Origin of the sequence: Arthrobacter liuii (genome assembly GCF_014639275.1) — a bacterium.
Lineage (GTDB): Bacteria > Actinomycetota > Actinomycetes > Actinomycetales > Micrococcaceae > Arthrobacter > Arthrobacter liuii.
Genome location: NZ_BMFW01000005.1, coordinates 139,231 through 156,006, shown reverse-complemented (window position 1 = coordinate 156,006; position 16,776 = coordinate 139,231). Strand labels below are relative to the sequence as shown.

Annotated in this window: 14 protein-coding genes; 4 read left to right on the top strand and 10 right to left on the bottom strand. The window is 66.6% G+C overall.

Going from position 1 to position 16,776, the window contains the following annotated elements:
- Positions 1-8: 8 nt before the first annotated feature.
- On the bottom strand, positions 9-1,580 hold the full coding sequence (locus tag IEW19_RS08295; protein WP_188571177.1) for a transporter: 1,572 nt from the start codon (positions 1,578-1,580) through the stop codon (positions 9-11).
- Positions 1,562-2,356, bottom strand: a complete 795-nt coding sequence (locus IEW19_RS08290; protein WP_188571176.1) for an ABC transporter ATP-binding protein — start codon at positions 2,354-2,356, stop codon at positions 1,562-1,564. The genes IEW19_RS08295 and IEW19_RS08290 overlap by 19 nt, the downstream gene beginning before the upstream one ends.
- Positions 2,357-2,407: 51 nt before the next feature.
- Between IEW19_RS08290 and IEW19_RS08285 the strand changes: the two genes are divergently transcribed.
- Positions 2,408-4,285: a Na+/H+ antiporter gene (locus IEW19_RS08285; protein ID WP_188571175.1), complete on the top strand. Its 1,878-nt coding sequence runs from the start codon at positions 2,408-2,410 to the stop codon at positions 4,283-4,285.
- A 16-nt stretch (positions 4,286-4,301) separates the two neighbouring features.
- Here IEW19_RS08285 and IEW19_RS08280 read toward each other — a convergent pair whose 3' ends face one another.
- From IEW19_RS08280 to IEW19_RS08265, 4 genes are read right to left on the bottom strand one after another with little or no spacing between them, the layout of a single operon-like run.
- A complete protein-coding gene (locus tag IEW19_RS08280; RefSeq protein WP_188571174.1) occupies positions 4,302-4,580 on the bottom strand; it encodes a DUF3253 domain-containing protein in 279 nt (92 codons plus the stop codon).
- 14 nt (positions 4,581-4,594) lie between these two features.
- Complete coding sequence (locus IEW19_RS08275) at positions 4,595-5,692, bottom strand: NADH:flavin oxidoreductase/NADH oxidase (RefSeq protein WP_188571173.1); 1,098 nt, start codon at positions 5,690-5,692, stop codon at positions 4,595-4,597.
- Positions 5,692-6,684, bottom strand: coding sequence for a tetratricopeptide repeat protein (locus IEW19_RS08270; RefSeq protein WP_188571172.1), 993 nt, complete (start codon positions 6,682-6,684; stop codon positions 5,692-5,694). Before IEW19_RS08270 ends, IEW19_RS08275 begins: the two co-directional genes overlap by 1 nt.
- A gap of 51 nt (positions 6,685-6,735) precedes the next feature.
- A complete protein-coding gene (locus tag IEW19_RS08265; RefSeq protein WP_188571283.1) occupies positions 6,736-8,415 on the bottom strand; it encodes a DUF8094 domain-containing protein in 1,680 nt (559 codons plus the stop codon).
- Positions 8,416-8,648: 233 nt separating this feature from the next.
- Here IEW19_RS08265 and IEW19_RS08260 point away from each other — a divergent pair, with 233 nt between their 5' ends.
- Complete coding sequence (locus IEW19_RS08260; RefSeq protein WP_188571171.1) at positions 8,649-9,962, top strand: AI-2E family transporter; 1,314 nt, start codon at positions 8,649-8,651, stop codon at positions 9,960-9,962.
- A gap of 25 nt (positions 9,963-9,987) precedes the next feature.
- Here the strand turns inward: IEW19_RS08260 and IEW19_RS08255 are convergent, their stop codons facing one another.
- Together IEW19_RS08255 and IEW19_RS08250 are read right to left on the bottom strand one after the other, a co-directional pair.
- Positions 9,988-10,785, bottom strand: a complete 798-nt coding sequence (locus tag IEW19_RS08255; protein ID WP_188571170.1) for an alpha/beta hydrolase — start codon at positions 10,783-10,785, stop codon at positions 9,988-9,990.
- Positions 10,786-10,831: 46 nt separating this feature from the next.
- Entirely contained in the window at positions 10,832-11,185 is a 354-nt protein-coding gene (locus tag IEW19_RS08250; protein WP_188571169.1) for an Rv1322 family protein, read from the bottom strand.
- A gap of 120 nt (positions 11,186-11,305) precedes the next feature.
- Here IEW19_RS08250 and nucS point away from each other — a divergent pair, with 120 nt between their 5' ends.
- Both nucS and IEW19_RS08240 read left to right on the top strand, forming a co-directional pair.
- A complete protein-coding gene (nucS, locus tag IEW19_RS08245; RefSeq protein WP_188571168.1) occupies positions 11,306-12,001 on the top strand; it encodes an endonuclease NucS in 696 nt (231 codons plus the stop codon).
- Between the two features lie 306 nt (positions 12,002-12,307).
- A complete protein-coding gene (locus IEW19_RS08240; RefSeq protein WP_011692441.1) occupies positions 12,308-12,511 on the top strand; it encodes a cold-shock protein in 204 nt (67 codons plus the stop codon).
- A gap of 324 nt (positions 12,512-12,835) precedes the next feature.
- Here IEW19_RS08240 and IEW19_RS08235 read toward each other — a convergent pair whose 3' ends face one another.
- Both IEW19_RS08235 and IEW19_RS08230 read right to left on the bottom strand, forming a co-directional pair.
- Positions 12,836-15,463 carry a bifunctional lysylphosphatidylglycerol flippase/synthetase MprF gene (locus tag IEW19_RS08235; RefSeq protein WP_188571167.1) on the bottom strand — a complete coding sequence of 876 codons (2,628 nt, stop codon included), beginning with the start codon at positions 15,461-15,463 and terminating at the stop codon, positions 12,836-12,838.
- A complete protein-coding gene (locus IEW19_RS08230) occupies positions 15,445-16,773 on the bottom strand; it encodes an alpha/beta hydrolase (protein ID WP_188571166.1) in 1,329 nt (442 codons plus the stop codon). The genes IEW19_RS08235 and IEW19_RS08230 overlap by 19 nt, the downstream gene beginning before the upstream one ends.
- Positions 16,774-16,776: the final 3 nt, after the last annotated feature.

Here is a 16,776-nt window from a genome sequence, read left to right as displayed (position 1 = left end):
TGGAACTGTCAGCGGTTGACGGTAACCTGCGCCAGGAGTTCCGGGCCGCGGGCATCGAGCCACCTGCCGCCCAGGCGCACACCGGCCAGGAACAGGCCCAGGCCCAGAAGGGTTCCCACGGCGAGGTTGAGCCAGCCGAACATGACGTTGCCCGTGGCCGCCTGGACAACCAGCAGTGCGGCCTCGGGCAGGACCAGGACCATCAGGACCAGCATTCCAATGAACTGCACGGCCAGGGTCTGGCCCACGTTGCCTGGCGGCTTCTTGAACGGGCTGTCCCCGGGCAATGGGACGGTCACCGTATAGCGGGCCGACACCACCGAGGACAGTCCCAGTCCCGTGAAGAGGATCCCCAGGCTGAACCCCAACTGGCCCGGCAGCGCGCTCCAGTTACGGGTGAATGCCGCGTAACCGGTCGAGAACACCAGCACCACGGGCAGGGCGAAGGTCATGCACGCCAGGGCCCGGCCAAGGCGGTCCGCCGCGCCGCGGACCCCTGTGGCCAGGTGCAGCGCAAACGCGGTGTTGTCGTACGAGACGTCCGCGGAAATGGACCAGGCCAGGATGAAGGCGGACACCGGGGCAAGGAAGGCCAGGCTGCCGTAGCTGCCGGTCTGCGCCCCCTGGAACGCCAGCACCACCGGAAGCAGCGGGATCACCACCAGGGAGCCCGAGTACCGCGGGTCCCGGAGCCAGTAGGTGAGCGACCGGGCCATCACGGCGCCGGCCGGGGTGGCCGGCAAAACGCCGAACAGTCCCAGCCTGCCGCCCCGGCGCTTCCCGGCACCGGCGTACGGCGGGGTAACCAGTGCCCGCTCGAGCAGCAGGTTCCAGCACCAGGCCAGGGCGCCGAGGACCGCCACCGAAACCAGCAGCTTCACAACGGCTTGCCCGGGCCGCCCGGACGCGATGTCGCCGCCGAGAGCCCAGGGCGCCCCGAGCGGCGTCCAGGACAACGTCCCGGCGAACTCCGGCAGGAATCCCGTGGATGCTGAGATGCCGCGGCCAACCCCTGCCACGATCGGCCCGAGCAGGACCAGGGGAACCATGAACGCGATGGCGCTGATGTCCTTGAAGCGCCGGGAAGCGGCCAGGCTGGCAGTGGCAGTGGTGACCACCTTGGCCAGCACGATGCAGGTCATGACCCCCAGGCACGCGCCCACCAGGGCTGCGAGCGCGGGAAGCACGCCCCGGGACCAGGTCACGACGGTGGACAGGGCCACGACGACGGTGGCAAGGCCGGGGATGCCAATCAGCCCGCCAAGGGCAAGGCCGGCGAGCATCTGCCTCCTGGGAATGGCAAAGGTGGTGAAGCGGGCAGGATCGAGGGTCATGTCCGTGGCCGAGGCCACCACCGGAATCACTCCCCAGCCGAGCACGGCGGCTGACCCGCCCAGGACCACTGCCGTATGGGCGGTGACGGGACTTGCGTTGCGCAGCAGGACAAGGGCAATGATCAGGGTTGCCACTACTCCGAGCGCATAGAGTGCGGCGATGGCCATGCCCACCAGCTGCCAGGGGCTGCGCCGCAGTCCATTGCGGAGCAGCGTGAGCTTGAGCCTTAGAAGGTGCGCAACCATTCCAGGCCTTCCGTGTGGCTGTGGCCCCCGACCAGCTGCACGAACCGGTCCTCCAGGGAGGCGCCGGCGCGCACCTCATCCACGGTCCCCGCGGCCAGCAGCCTGCCACGGGCCACCACCGCAACGTGGTCGCACATGCGCTGCACCAGGTCCATCACGTGGCTGGACACGATGACGGTTCCGCCGGAGGCCACGTACCGGTCCAGGATGGAGCGGATGTTTGCTGCCGACACGGGATCAACGGCTTCGAAGGGCTCGTCCAGCACCAAGAGCCGGGGTGCGTGGATCAGGGCCGAGGCCAGGGCAATCTTCTTGGTCATCCCGGCCGAGTAGTCCACCACCAGCATGCCCGCGTCCTGGGTAAGGTCCATGGCTGCCAGCAGCTCCCCCACCCGCGAAGCCACCACTGCCTTGTCCATGCCGCGCAGCAGCCCGGCATACGTAATCAACTGCGCACCGGTAAGCCGGTCGAAAAGCCGAACGCCGTCGGGCAGGATCCCCATGAGGCGTTTGGCTTCCAACGGGTGCTGCCAGACATCCACGCCGTGCACCACCGCAGTACCGAAGTCCGGGCGCAGGAGGCCGGTGGTCATGGAGAGCGTGGTTGTCTTGCCCGCGCCGTTGGGTCCCACGATGCCGAAAAACGAACCCGCGGGGACCTCCAGGTTGATGCCGTCCACCGCGATTTTCCCGCCAAACCGCTTGGCCAGCCCGCGGATGGAAAGGGCGGCCACGGGCCCTGGGTTCGACGCCTGGTCAGGTATCGGAGCAGTCATGATGCCAGCCTAGTCCGGGGCCGGTGCTTGCGGGGGTGCGAGACTAACCTCATGGACATCGCGTTGGGCCTGCTGGTGATCGTTGCCGTGGTGTGCGCCGGCAGCGCCGTAGGCCGCAGACTCAATATCCCGGTTCCCCTGCTGCTGGTCCTGGCCGGGGTGGCGGGATCGTTCCTGCCGTTCATTCCGCCGGTCGAGCTGAACCCCGAACTGGTGCTGGTTGGCCTGTTGCCGCCCCTGCTCTACGCTGCCGCGTTCCGCACATCGCTGTTCGACTTCAAATCCAACCGCCGCTCCATCGGACTGCTGTCCGTGGGCTACGTCATTTTCGGCACGCTGGGGGTTGGGGTGGTGGTGTGGTGGCTCTTCCCGGAGATCCCGCTGGCCGCAGCCATCGCCCTGGGCGCAGTGGTGGCACCCCCGGATGCCGTGGCAGCCACGGCCATCGCACGGAGAGTGGGCATGCCCCGCCGGATCGTCAACATTCTTGAAGGCGAATCGCTGGTCAATGACGCCACGGCATTGGTGTGCCTGCGTGCCGCGGTGGCTGCCATCGCCGGTTCCGTCTCGGCGCTGGACCTGGCCGGCGGCTTCGTGGTGGCGGCCGGCGGCGGACTGGTGGTGGGCCTCGCTGCAGCGTTCGTCCTCACCGAAATCCGGAAGCGCATCAGCAACGTGGCCATCAATACGTCAACATCGCTGATGGCCCCGTTTGTTGCCTTCCTCCCGGCCGAGGCCATCCACGGGTCCGGCGTTCTCGCCGTCGTCGTCACCGGCCTGGTGATGGGCACCAAGGCGCCGTCCATGCCCAACGGCGCTGCGCGGCAAAGCGCCCGCAGCAACTGGGACACAGTCCAGTTCCTGCTGGAAAATTCCGTATTCCTGCTGATCGGCCTGCAGGTACGGACCATCATTGACAGCGTCCAGGACGATTCGCTGGGGGCTGGCCGGGTGTGGCTCGGCTGCGCCGTGATCCTGCTGGCCGTGCTGGTGCTGCGCCCCATCTGGGTCTTTCCCTCAACGTATCTGCCCCGGCTGATTCCTTCCGTGCAGCGGAAGGACCCTGCGCCGCCGTGGCAGTTTCCAGCCATCGTGTCCTGGGCGGGCATGCGCGGCGTGGTCACCCTGGCCGCCGTCCTGACCCTGCCCGATGACCTGGAGCACCGCAACGTGCTGGTCCTGGCCGCCATGGTGGTGGTGGCCGGCACCCTGGTGCTGCAGGGGTTCACGCTGCCGGCCCTGGTCCGGGCCCTTGGCGTGCCGGGGCCGGACCGGCGCGAGGATGCGCTGAACCAGGCCTCATTGATGCAGCTGGCCACCGCTGCGGGGATGGAGCGGCTGGAGCAGCTGCGGCGCGAGAGCGATCCGCCGGAGGTCATGGACATGCTGCGGCGGCGGACCCAGGAGCGGGGGCTGGCGGCCTGGGAGCGCCTGGGCAGGCCCGCAGCAGAAGCGGCCACCCCCAGCCAGCGGTACGCACAGCTGCGGATGGCCATGCTGGAGGCCGAACGGGAGAAGGTGCTGGAGCTCAGGCGCGGCGGGGACTTCGCCCATGAAGTCCTCAGCGAGGTCCTGGAACGGCTGGATGTCGAGGAGTCCATGCTGGATGCTTCCCTCAACGAGCTTGACTCCGCTGCCGAGGGTGGTGGCGGCGAGGGGCTGTCCCAGCCGGGCGGCGTCTGCGACCACCTGACGGCAGCGATGCCGTTGCCGCTTCCCGACAATCCCGCGTGTGCCGGCTGCCAGCGGGAGGGCACCACACCGGTGCACCTGCGCATGTGCCTTGCGTGCGGACACATCGGCTGCTGCGACTCCTCCGCGGGCCGGCACGCCAGCCGCCACTTCAAGGAAACGGGCCACCCTGTCATGCGCAGCATTGAGCCCGGCGAAGAGTGGCGCTGGTGCTACGTGGACGACCTGCTGGGCTGACAGGCGGCCGTGGCCGTCAGGGCGCCTTGCGGATCCGGATCGGGCCCCTCGCCGCGGCGGGATCAACCACGGAACCACCCTGGGTGATGTGGACCTGCCCGGCATCAACCAGCCGCCGTGCGGCCTCGCGGGCAGGCTCCATGAGGTGGCGCCAGTCATCACCGCCCACCGCCCGGGCGGCATCAGACGGGCAGATGGTGGACGTCGCAGCCCGGGAAGCAAGGAGTTCCAGGATCTTCGCTTCCAGTTGCCGGTCAACAGGGGTTTGCGGTTCCTTCCTTTCCGGGCGGGCCATGGCGGACTCCGTGGTCAGAAGCTGCGCCGCGGGACAGCGCGCTCGTATTGCGGCGGCCAGGCGATGTCGTAGCCCAGTTCGAAGGCGGCGCGGAGCCACCAATGGGGGTCACGCAGCGCCGCCCTTGCAATGAAGACGCCATCGGCCTGGCCAGTGGCAATGGCATGCTCGGCCTGGCCGGGAGTGGTTACCAGGCCCACGGTGCCGGTGGCGATTCCCGCCTCCTCACGGATGGCAGCGGAGAATCCGGTCTGGTAGCCCAGTCCCGGCTTGATCCGCTGGTGGGCCACGGCCCCGCCGCTGGAGACATCCACCAGGTCCACACCGTGTACGGCCGCCTCGCGTGCCAGCCGGACGGATGCGGCCTGGTCCACGCCCCCCGGTGCCCAGTCACTGGCCGAGATCCGGAGCAGCAGGGGCATGGAATCGGGAATCACGGCACGGACGGCGTCAACCACGGCCAGCATCAGCCGGTTCCGTCCGGCTTCGTCCCCGCCCCACTCATCGTCGCGCTGGTTGATCAGGGGGCTTTGGAACTGGTGCAGGAGATAGCCATGCGCCCCGTGGATCTCCATGGTGTCAAAGCCGGCGTCCACTGCGCGTACAGCGGCGGCGGCAAAATCGGCGATGACGCCCTGGATGTGTTCCACGGTCATCGCGGCAGGCGCCGCATATCCCTCGAAAGAAGTTGTGGACGGTCCCAGCGTGTCCCAGCCGCCCTCGGACGGCGGAACACTGCCGTGCTTGCCGGAAAACGGCCAATACGTGGACGCCTTCCGGCCTGCGTGGGCCAGCTGCACACCGATCTTGGCGCCGGCGGCACCGTGCCGGTGGACAAAGGAAATGATCCGCTGCCAGGCCGCCGCCTGCTCGTCGTTGTAGAGGCCTGCGTCGCGCGGGCTGATCCGGCCCTCGGCGTTCACCGCCGAGGCCTCCGTGAGGATCATCGCCGCACCGCCGGCGGCGAACCCGCCCAGGTGAACCAGGTGCCAGTCGTTCGGAACCCCTGGTGCGTCATCGGGATCACAGCTGTACTGGCACATCGGCGAAACCCAGCCCCGGTGCTGCAGCTCCATGGAGCGCAGTGTCAGCGGCTGGAACAGGGCCGGCACTAGAACAGCACCCGTGCCAGCGCCTGGCGCGCCTTTGCCACACGCTCGTCACCGGCGCCCACCACGTCGAACAGTTCCAGCAGCCGTACCCGTGCGGTTTCGCGCTCCGGGCCGAAGTTCCTGCCGATGAACGCCACCAGGCGGTTCAGGGCATCCTCCACGTGGCCGCCGGCCACGTCAAGGTCCGCCACTGCAAGCTGCGCGTCAAGGTTGTCCGGCTCGTTTGCCGCCCGGGCGCGGAGGGCCTCGCTGTCCTGGGCGGACAACGGCTGCAGCCGGTCCATCAGCTCCACCTGCGCCAGCCCGGCTTTGGCCTCGTGGTCCGACGGCATTTCCTTCAGCGCCTGGCGGTAGGCTTCGGCGGCCGCGGCATAGTCGCCGGCTTCAATGGCATCGAAGGCGGCCTGGTGCAGCGGCGGCAGCGGGGCAGGTTCCTGTTCAGCGGCTGTACCGGCGTCCAGGCTTCCGGTGACCCCGTTGGCTGCGGCCACCTTGAGGAGTTCGTCGAAGAGGCTGCGCACCTGCTGTTCGTCGGCCCCGCCTTGGAAGAGCGGTACCGGCTGCCCCTTGAGGACAGCGACGGCGGTGGGGACAGCCTGCACCTGGAAGGCCTGGGCAAGCTGCGGAAAGGCCTCGATGTCGGCGGCGCCAAGGACCAGGCGGCCGCCGTAACTGGCAACCACCCGGTCGAGGGTCTCCACCATGCTGCTCGACTCCGGAGAGTACGGGGCCCACAGGGCGAACACCACCGGAACCTGCGCGGACAATTCCACCAACTGTTGGAAGTTTCCTTCGGTGACGTTGACCTTGAGCTCAGGTCCACCGCCGGGACCGGCCGTCTGGGGCCCCTGGGCGGCGTCGGCTGCGGGGCCGGACGGAGCTGCACCCGAGGGAGTTGCGGGGCGCTTCAGCGAGGAAAGGTCGACGGCGCCGCGCAGGTTAAGCGGGTTGGCAGCGGCAGGAGGGACTGGGCGGGAAGCTGGCGAACTCATGATTCCCACTCTAGCCACTCCGGCCGCTGCCGGTGGTAACACGCGAAGGCCCTACTTGAAGCTGGCCCCCACCAGGCCGCGGGTGGCGGCAACGAGCTTCATCGGGTCCGTCGATCCTGCCGGCGGCACGTAGACCGCCATGGACTCGGCGAAGCTCAGGACCATGCCCGTGGAGGTTTCCTTGCCACCGGCCAGGGCTGCGGCATCGTCGCCGATGCTGAGCTTGTCGCCTGCGGCCTTCGGGGTGCCCTCGAAGCCGAAGTTGATGCGGCCCAGGACCAGGGCGCCGCCGTCCGAGGTGCGGAACACCACGGTGCTTTCGGGAACCACCTTGTGGGTGAAGGAGAAGTTACCGTTTTCGCCGGCCTTTACCACCTCAGCCTGATAGGACAGGGTATCGGCGATGTACGGCGAGGACGCGCCCTCGACGAGCTTGTCCTTGAAGGGCGAGTCTGCGGACGTGAGCCTGTCGGCGAGGCCGGACATTGCTTCCTCACCGCTGTAAAGCAGCCCGGACTTCGCCGACGCGGCCATGGTTTCAGTGCCCCCGCGGCTGATGTTCGGGAAGGTGGTGCCCGGCTGCAGGGGCGTGGTTTCCATCAGCTTGTAGTTCTCGCGCGGCGACTGCTGGACCAACGTCAGGATCTGCGGGACCACGTTGCCTTCACCCTGCGTCACGGCCAGCACCGAACGCGGCCAGTCACGGCCGCTGGTGACCACCGTGGTCAGCAGCTTGGTGGAGCGCACGGGCATACGCGGCTCGTAGGAACCCACCTGGGAGCGGATCTTGTAGTTCTGGGTGCGGACTTCCAGCTCGGGGCCGCCCACGCGGCCCGCGAGCTTGGACGCGTCCTTGGCGGCGTCCCCGGCATCGGTGGCGCTGGAGACCTGTTCCAGGATCCGGCGGAACTGGGCGTCCAGCAGGACGGGAGAACCGGTTGCTTCCTTGGCCGGCGACGAGGCGCTGCTCGATGGCTGCGGGCTGGGGCTGGCCGCCTGGGCCGCCGTGCCGGATCCTGACAGCACAGCTGCTGCCACGCCGGCTGCAATCATCGTCACCTTGGAGGAGGACGACGACGGGGCCTGGTTCTGCGACTTGGCATTCCGTGCACGGGCGCGGCGGGCGTAGCCGCTGTCGCCTTCGCCGTCGCCCTTGCCGTTCTTCCTGCGGGCGGAGAGCAGCGCCAGGACGATTCCGCCCACGATCAGCAGGCCGCCAAGGACCATCAACGGAACAGCCCACGGGGTGGAAGTGTCATTCGGGAACGTCATGGACACGGTGGCCGGTGCCGGCTTGGTGCCGTCGGAGGCGAGCAGGAGGCTCCAGTCGCCGTCGGCGGGCGGGGTCCAGGTGTACTCAAGCTCGCCGCTGGCGTTCTCGTTGGACGCCCAGAGATCGGAACCGGCCGGGTTGGGGGCGGTACCTTCGCCATCGGCGTGGTCAACCTGGAGGGACTTCCCGTCCTCGGAAACCCCGGTGATGGTGTTGTGGGCAGTCTGGCCGACCCAGGCGCTGACGTCATCGGGCCTGCCGGACGCCAGCACGAAGTTTCCGTCGCCCTGGATGTTGATCTTGACGGTTCCGTCGTGCTGGGTGCGCAGCTTTTGGTCGATGACGGTCAGCGGAGCGGCGGCAGCATCGGCTGGCAGCGACGCGGTCACCGTCTCGGATGGAGCCCAGATGGTTCTCTGGCCGATGCCGGCCAAAAGTGTCAGGAGGCCGAGCAGCACAAGTGCGGCTGCAGTCTTTAAACGCAAGGGAAACACCTATCATCAGCGGGGGTTTGCCTTCAATAGTAGCCTTTTTGTTACCACGGCCCCCTTTTTGGCCACCCTGCTCCGGACATTGCCGGCCCCGCGCGGCAATGTTGGCTCATGGTGACAAGCCTGCTGATAGTGTTTGCGATGATCATCACACCGGCCCGCGAAGGCGGTGCCACGCACGGAACAGGCCCCTAAAACCAGTGACTGACAACACGGACCCGTCCTCGGCTGCAGCCGGAAATCCAGGGGATCCCGGGGGCCCTGTCCCTGCCGCCGTGCCTCCACTGGGCATGGCGGCACGCCGCGGAGGCTCTGCCGCTGCAGCCCTTGGCCACGTGGTCCGCCGGCTCCGCCAGCCGTTGCCCGGCGCGCAGCCCAGGCTGCGGTTCGAGATGCCGCCCGAATACACCGGACAGGGCCCGGAGGCGGACAACGATGGTGACGAGGAGCCGCAGTTCGGACACCCCGGACCGCGGATGTCCCCCCAGCATCCGCTGTACATGGGGTTCATGGGCACCGTAGGCGTGGGACTGGCGCTGTTGGTCTACTGGATCGGATCCCACACAACGCAACTGCTGTTGTGGATCGTGGCGGCGCTGTTCATTGCCTTGGGCCTGGAACCCGTGGTGGGCTGGCTCGAAAACCGGACGATCCCCAGGCCCGCCGGCATCCTGGTCTCGGTGACTATCCTGATGGGCATCGTCGTCGGATTTTTTGCCACCCTGATTCCCACGATTGTGGAGCAGGTATCCGAGATCGTGCGGCAGGCACCGGAATGGGTGCGCAATTTCATGGATTCGGATTTCTTCCGCAGCCTCGACGACCAGTTTGGCGTCCGCGACCGGGTCACCGAGGAACTGCAGAAGTTCGTCAACGACCCCGCTGCCATGGGCGGCATATTCGGCGGCGTGGTCGGATTCGGATCCACCGTGGCCAACGGCCTTTTTGGCGCCCTTATCGTCCTGGTACTGAGCCTGTACTTCCTGGCGGCACTCCCGGCAATGAAGAAGTGGGCCTACCGGCTGGCGCCACGCTCCCGCCGGAAGCGCGTGGCCGCCCTGTCCGAGGAAATCACCCGGTCAGTGGGGAACTACGTGATAGGGCAGGCCTGTGTGGCGATCCTTAACGCCATCTTCGCGTTCGTCGTGATGACCATAGTGGGCATCCCCTTCGCCCTGCTCCTGGCGTTCGTGGTGGTCCTGCTCGCCTTCATTCCCCTGGTGGGCGGCGTCATCGCAGGAATCGTGGTGATCCTCGTGTCCCTCACCCAGGGGTGGCAGGCCGCTGCCATTTACGCCGTCTGCTATTTCGCCTACCTGCAGTTCGAGGCGTACTTCATCTCACCGCGCATCATGCAGAAGGCAGTTGCCGTCCCCGGTGCGGTGGCGGTGATTTCCGTCATTGCCGGCGGCAGCCTGCTGGGCGTGCTCGGGGCCCTTATCGCCATTCCAACGGCGGCCGCCGTCCTGCTCCTGGTGCGCGAGATTTATATCGTCCGGCAGGACCAGCACTGAACGCACCGCCCCCAAGGCTCCGCCCCTAGGCGCCGGCAGTCGCCGTCGGCCCGTCCCATTCCCGCGGCAGTTCCACTCCGGCGCGGTCGGGGCTGACCTGCGCCACAATGTCGTTCAGGACCCGGGCGGCATACTTCTCCCCGACCCACAGGTGTTTGGCCCCTGCAACTCCCACCACGCGGGCCTGCGGCACCAGGCTGAAGCGGCCGGCTGCCTCGGCCGGCTGCAGGAAGTCGTCATGCTCGGGCACCAGGACTGTGAGGGGCTTGCCCGATTCCGCCCACAGCTGCAGATGCTTGTCCGTGGCGCGGTGCAGCGGGGGCGAGAGCAGCACCGCTCCCTCGATCTGCCCGGCCACCGGCTCCACCGCCCCGTACATCAGCGCGAGCTCGGTGCCGAAGGACCAGCCCACCAGCCAACGGTTGGGCAGGCCCCGTTCGACGGCGAAGCGGACGGCTGCCTCCACGTCGTGGCGCTCCCCCAACCCTTCCTCGAAGGCGCCGCTGCTGGTGCCGCGCGGCGAGGCGGTGCCCCTGGTGTTGAAGCGCAGCACCGCGATGCCTGCCAGCGCCGGCAGCCGGTAGGAGGCCTTCCGGTAGACGTGGGAATCCATGAAGCCGCCGTGCGTGGGCAGCGGGTGGAGCGTAATCAGCGTCGCCTTGACCGGACCGGATTCAGGCAATGCCAGCTCCCCCACCAGCGTGTGGCCGTCCTCCGTCTGCAGCTCGATATTCTCCCGCCGGGCAGGCAAAACAGTGGAGGCACGGATGGGCGTGGGGCCCTGGGCCTGGGTGAATTCGTACGACGCCGGATCAAAAGTCATGCCTGCCAGCTTAGCGACCGCGGGGGTTCTTCCACGCCCGCGCATGTCAGCGGTACCGGTAGCTGCGCGTCGTCCAGCAGTTCGTGTGCCAGTGCCGCCGCTCGGCCAGTCCGGCGGCGGCGCCAAAGAGGTGGTCGTCCTTCCACACCACCAGGTGTGCGACGCCGGGCAGCACGGCCGTGGAGCACTCGGGGCAGATGTAGGTCTTCTCGGCGTTCTTCGCGGTCATGGTACGGACCATCCACTGGCCGTCGGGCGCGCTTTCCCGGCGGGCAATTCCTGCCCGGGCACGTTCCAGGTCCAACTCGGGGACATCCCCGTTACTCTTTCCTCCTGCGCCCCTGCCGGAAGCGGAACCCTTGCCGGAAACAGGACGGCGGGGACGGTTGGAACGCGGCATATATCCATTCTGCCCCAGGCCGCCCACTCCCCCGGCCCCGCACCTTGCCGCCCCTTCCGGTGCATCGTGCGTCCCGCCGTCGGACACGGCCTGCGGAGCCCACGCGATAGTCTGTACGGCGTGCGACTTGTCATAGCCCATTGCTCCGTTGATTACGTGGGGCGGCTCAAAGCCCATCTCCCCCTCGCCACCCGGCTCCTGCTGGTCAAGGCAGACGGCTCCGTGCTGGTCCATTCCGACGGCGGTTCCTACAAGCCGCTGAACTGGATGAGCCCTCCAGCCACGCTCCGGGTTTCATCCCCTGACGAGGTGGACCTGGAACTTGGCGTCGTGGAGCAATGGACTGTGCAGTCGGCCAAGACCGATGACCGGCTCATCATCAACATCCACGACAAGATCAGCGAGTCCTCGCACGACCTCGGCGTGGACCCCGGACTGATCAAGGACGGGGTCGAAGCCGACCTGCAAAGGCTGCTCGCCGAACAGATTGAAACGCTGGGCCAGGGCTACTCCCTGATCAGGCGCGAGTACTTCACAGCAATCGGCCCCGTGGATATCCTGGCCCGGGACGCAGACGGGGCCACGGTGGCCATTGAACTCAAGCGCCGGGGAGACATCGACGGCGTTGAGCAGCTGACCAGGTACCTGGAGCTGCTCAACCGCGACCCCCTGCTGGCACCGGTACGGGGCATCTTCGCGGCCCAGCAAATCAAGCCGCAGGCCAAGGTGCTGGCCAACGACCGGGGAATCGACTGCGTTACTTTGGATTACGACGCCATGCGCGGCGTCGATGACATTGAGTCCCGGCTCTTCTAGGTTTTTCCTTTGTTGCTTCGGGCACCTAATTGGCCGGTTTCTCTGCCGCCTTCTGCGTCATCTGGTTTTTACCCAAATTTTTTCCTTTTTGCTGTTCGAGCCGTTGACCTGCGGGAACGGGCATGAAATTCTTATGTCAGTCTTTGTGTAGGTGTTTTTCATGCTCGCAAGACATGTTGCGAGCGCGAAGCTCCTGCAGCGCCGGACCTTTTTTCGGACAAGGCAACCCAGGATTCTTCTCGCGGAGTGACCAAGGCCGGCACGAGGTGTGCCGGTCTTAAAAAGTTCCACAATGAGGAGAAATAAATGGCACAGGGAACCGTCAAGTGGTTCAACGCTGAAAAGGGCTTCGGCTTCATCACCCCGGACGACTCCGATGGCGATGTCTTCGTTCACTACTCCGAGATCCAGACCGGCGGCTTCAAGACCCTCGACGAGAACCAGCGCGTTCAGTTCGAAATTGGCCAGGGCGCCAAGGGTCCCCAGGCTACCGGCGTAACGCTGGTCTAGTATCCCGCCCGGCCGCTTACCGCGGCCGTCGGCAAAACAATTGGTCCCCGGCAGAATTGCCGGGGACCAATTGTTTTATCCGATTCTGCATGGGAAATCCGACTTTTCTGGTTGGCGTTCCCCACCCGCGGTCCGGAACGCTCCATCACCTCCTGCAACAAACCCCTCAACGCTCCATCACTTGTGGGCAGCGGAAGGTTCCGGACGAAGCCCTGCCTCCGCGCCGCCGTCGGACTTCAAAAAAGATCTGATGGAGCGTCGAGGAAAAAGCTGCAGAACGTGATGGAGCGTTGGTTCGGCTGTCGGTGGTGTGGTGTTGCCGCGTCAGGTCACCAATTTCCGGACCAGCCGCGCACCCTGGGCCAGGGACAACCCGGGGAGGTAGGCCCTGGTCAGGGCCCTGCCGATGGCAGGCAGGTGCAAAGGGTCCTGGTAGTACAGATACAGCGCGCGGTACTCCGGCTTGAAGCGGGATTTGAAGGCCGCCAGGGAGCGGAAGCCATAGACCGGCTCAAGCGCGTGTCCCACCAGGTCCAGGATCCTGACCAGGTTCTGCGCGCCCTCATCGGTGGCACCTGGCTCTTCCCGGTCTTCATCCACCGCGGGTGGGCTGTCGTCGCCCGTGCCACTTGTGTCCGCATCCCGGTCGGGCTGCAGGTCGGGACGGCTGGCCAGCGGGGAACCTGACAGGGAGATCACGTCCACCGAATCCCGCAGCTCCAGCACAGCCGAGGCAATCAGGAATTCCATCACCCCCGGGAATCCCTCGCTTCCCCGGCGCATGACGTCCAGTGTCCGGCTGACCAGCCGCCCGCCGTCGTACACCGGAAGCCAGCTGGTGACGCCGTGGACCGCGCCGTTGCCGTCCACTGCCAGGCAGCAGAGGACCTCCTCGTCATCAAGCTCGTCCACTCCCCCGAGCGTGAAGCCCATTTCCGGAACAGACTTCCCGGCCGCCCACTCCTCGGACACTTCGTTCAGCCTCGACCGGAGCGCTGCCGGCAGCGAATGGTAGGAGCCCCAGACCGCGTGGACCCCCAGCTTCGCGGCACGGTTCAGGGCTGTCCTCACGTTCTGCCATTCCTTGCCCTTGAACTCGAGTTCGTCCAACGCCAGCCGGGTCTCCTGGGCCACAGCCACCCGGGAAAAGCCCCGTTCCCTGAGCACCGGCCACATGGTGTCGTCGCAGGAATACAGCGCGGGGATCAATGCCTGGCTGCGGCAGTAGTCCAGGAATCCTTCTGTCACACGCTGCTCGGCCCCGCGGTCACCGAACGCACCGCCCAAAGTCAGGGCCACGGTCCCGTGCTGCTGGAACGCCATGGCACCCGCCCCGTCCGGGCTGAACCAGTACGTGTTGGGCTCCCACAGTGCCATCCAGGACAGCGGGCCACCGCCCTGGTGGAGCAACCGCCGGGCACGGTTCCTGTCCTGCCGCCCGAAGTTCAGGCCGTGGTGCCGGCCCACGAGCACCCACCATACGGCCACCAGCGCGACAACCCAGAACACGGGACCTGAGTAGGCGAACAGCAGCGCTTCGGCACTGTCCCGCTCCGGGAAGACCCGGCGGAAATGCTGCGGAATGGGCACCGGAACATACTGCCGGGCCAACTCGGCGAAAAGGCCCAGAAGCCCGCCGTCACGGGACAGCCCACCGGACCAGAACCAGGCAACGGTATAGGAAGTGGCCAGGACAAGCCACGTCCCGCAGACCACCACTCCGAGCACCCGCCGGGCGCCCGGGCGGGTCTGCACGCGGAACTGGCGCCGGTTGAGCCACAGGATGATGGCCAGCAGCAGTGGGACAACCACCAGTGGAAGCACATGGGCGAACGCCGAGGACAGTGGCGTTGCATGCGTGCCCTGAAGGCGCGATGGAACAAGGGCGAACAGGGCAAGGTAGACGGCCGCCAACGCCGTGACAGCCAATTGGATGGCGAGGGCAATATTGAGGGCCAGCCGGCGGCCCCGGCGCATGCCGTCCGCGCAGATCAGCAGCAGGATGACCGGCACCACAGCCAGCGCCAGGCCAAACGGTCCGGCAAACCCTCCCCTTCCCGTTTCCAGGCAGGAGGCGTCAACAGTGGCACCGCAGTTGAAGACCAGCTGGCTCAGCGTGGGCATCGGACTCAGCACGACGTCGCGCAGCAGGGCCAGCGGACCGGTGGGGGCGCGCGTGATTCCGGTCAGGATGGGACCCACGGCAAACACGGCAACCGTGAGGGCCAAGAGGTTCCTGGTCTCCCGGCCGGTGGACCGGTGCCGGTGGAGGCGCCCCTGGTCCCCCTGGATCCACCAACCCACCAGGAGGCCAAGGAGGGCGCCGATGAGGCCGATCACCGTCTCGGCATGCCCTACGTAGAGGACCAGCAGGATCGAGATGGACAGCACCACGGTGCGGAGCCGGCGCTGCCACAGCAGGGTGATCCGGGCACTGGCGGCCAGGCCTGCGGTCAGCACCGGGGCGTAGGGGCCGATAAGGCTGTCATTAGCCATGCGGTCCAGCCAGCCGTCGGCCACATACACTGCAAGCTGGGTTACCAGGAGGAATATGGTGACGGCCGCGAACTGCCCTCCGAAGAACAGGCCGACGGCGGCCCGGCGGCCAAGTTTGCGCTCTGCGAGGCCCAGCAGCATGACGATCATCAGCGACGCGGTGACGTAGGCGAGCGGGTTCGTGGCGAAGAAGAGGCTTGTGAACATTGACCACCACTGTCCCTCGCGCAGGCCGGGGCCGCTGACCGAGGCCAGTCCAAGGAGCTGCTCGGGCGGTCCGGCCAGGAAGCTTCCGGTCAGGGCAGCGGTTGCCAGGAAGGCAACAACCACACCCAGGGTGAAGGGCATTGATTTCAATGCACTCAGTCCCTGATGGACTGCAGGGCGTCCGACGGCGGCCCACATCAGGGCGACGGTGCGGTCCGGTTTCCTGGCGCTTACCACTGCAGTCCCCATTGCTTACCCAGGAACTGCAGTGCGTCCGCGAAGCGCTTGGACGAGGTATCCCAGGAGTGGCCGGTGTGCTCCACCTCGTGCGCCTGGACGGTGAAGCCCGCATTTTCTGCTGCAGCAGCCAGCGTATGGACGTTCCCCACGAACTCCGGATCGTTTTGGCCGGCAGTCAAGTACATGCCGCTGGACTCGAACCGTTGGTGTTTCATGATCTCCAGTGGAGTCTGCTTGAGGAATTCATCCGGATGGCCCGGGAAGGCGGCGTCAACGGTCTTTTGCCGTTCCTTGGCGATGGCGGGTTCAGCTTCGCTGGAAAACGCGAGCACGTCCGCGTAAATGTCCGGGTGCCTGGTTCCCATCTGCACCGCGCACGTCCCCCCGAATGAGAAGCCACCAATGGCCCAGTGCTTGTGGTCGGTATCGACGGCCAGGGTGGTGCTGATCCATCGGGGCACGTCCCGGGAAAGGTACGTATCGGCCTTGGCAATTTTACTGTCCATACACATGGTATTCGCGGATTGCGACCCATTGGGATCCGGGATGACCACCACGGGGGCTACGCCGCCGTGGCCTGCAGCGAACGAATCCATGTGGCCGCGGATTGCGCCGCCGGTTAGCCAGTCGGCCGGGCCACCCGGTTGCCCTGCCACCAGGACCATTACCGGCAGCGCGGGCCGGTTGGCGGCAAAATACGCCGGCGGAAGGTAAATGTAGGCGTCGCGGGTGTTCATCCCGGAATCCGTCCCGGGAATCGATGCCTTACGGAGGACGCCGCCGGCCGGCAAATCGCCGTTTGGCTTCCAGCCTTGAAGGGGCACGCCGTCGGACTCTCCCGGGTGCCGCATCAGGTCCTGTTCCAGCACCGGAATCCGGGCCAGAGCGGTGCCCAGCAGATCACTGACCGTGCGGTTCAGGCCAAAGTAGGCGTTGATTTGGATCGCGGATAACAACACCACCAGCAGCGCGGCGAGGACCCCTCCCCAGTAATGGGCCCAATCGGTGCGCGGCAATCTGAGAATTCCCACGATGACGGCCGCAACACCGGGGACGAACCATAGCAAAACTGGGTCCGGGACCAACTCCGGAAAAACGGTAAGGACGTTAATCATTACCCAGTGGACGGTTGCCACCAGCGCGAACGCTGCGGCTAGGGCGAGAAGGATGCGGATTGCCCACGCCCGGATCCGAAGGGCAGCGGTTTCGGAGGCGCGCCAGGGTGGCACCAGAAGATAGGCAGCTCCGCCCACTCCCAATACCAGGACAGTCCAGTACAACGGACCGTCCGTAAGCCGGATGTCTAAAAGCCAGTCCACGTC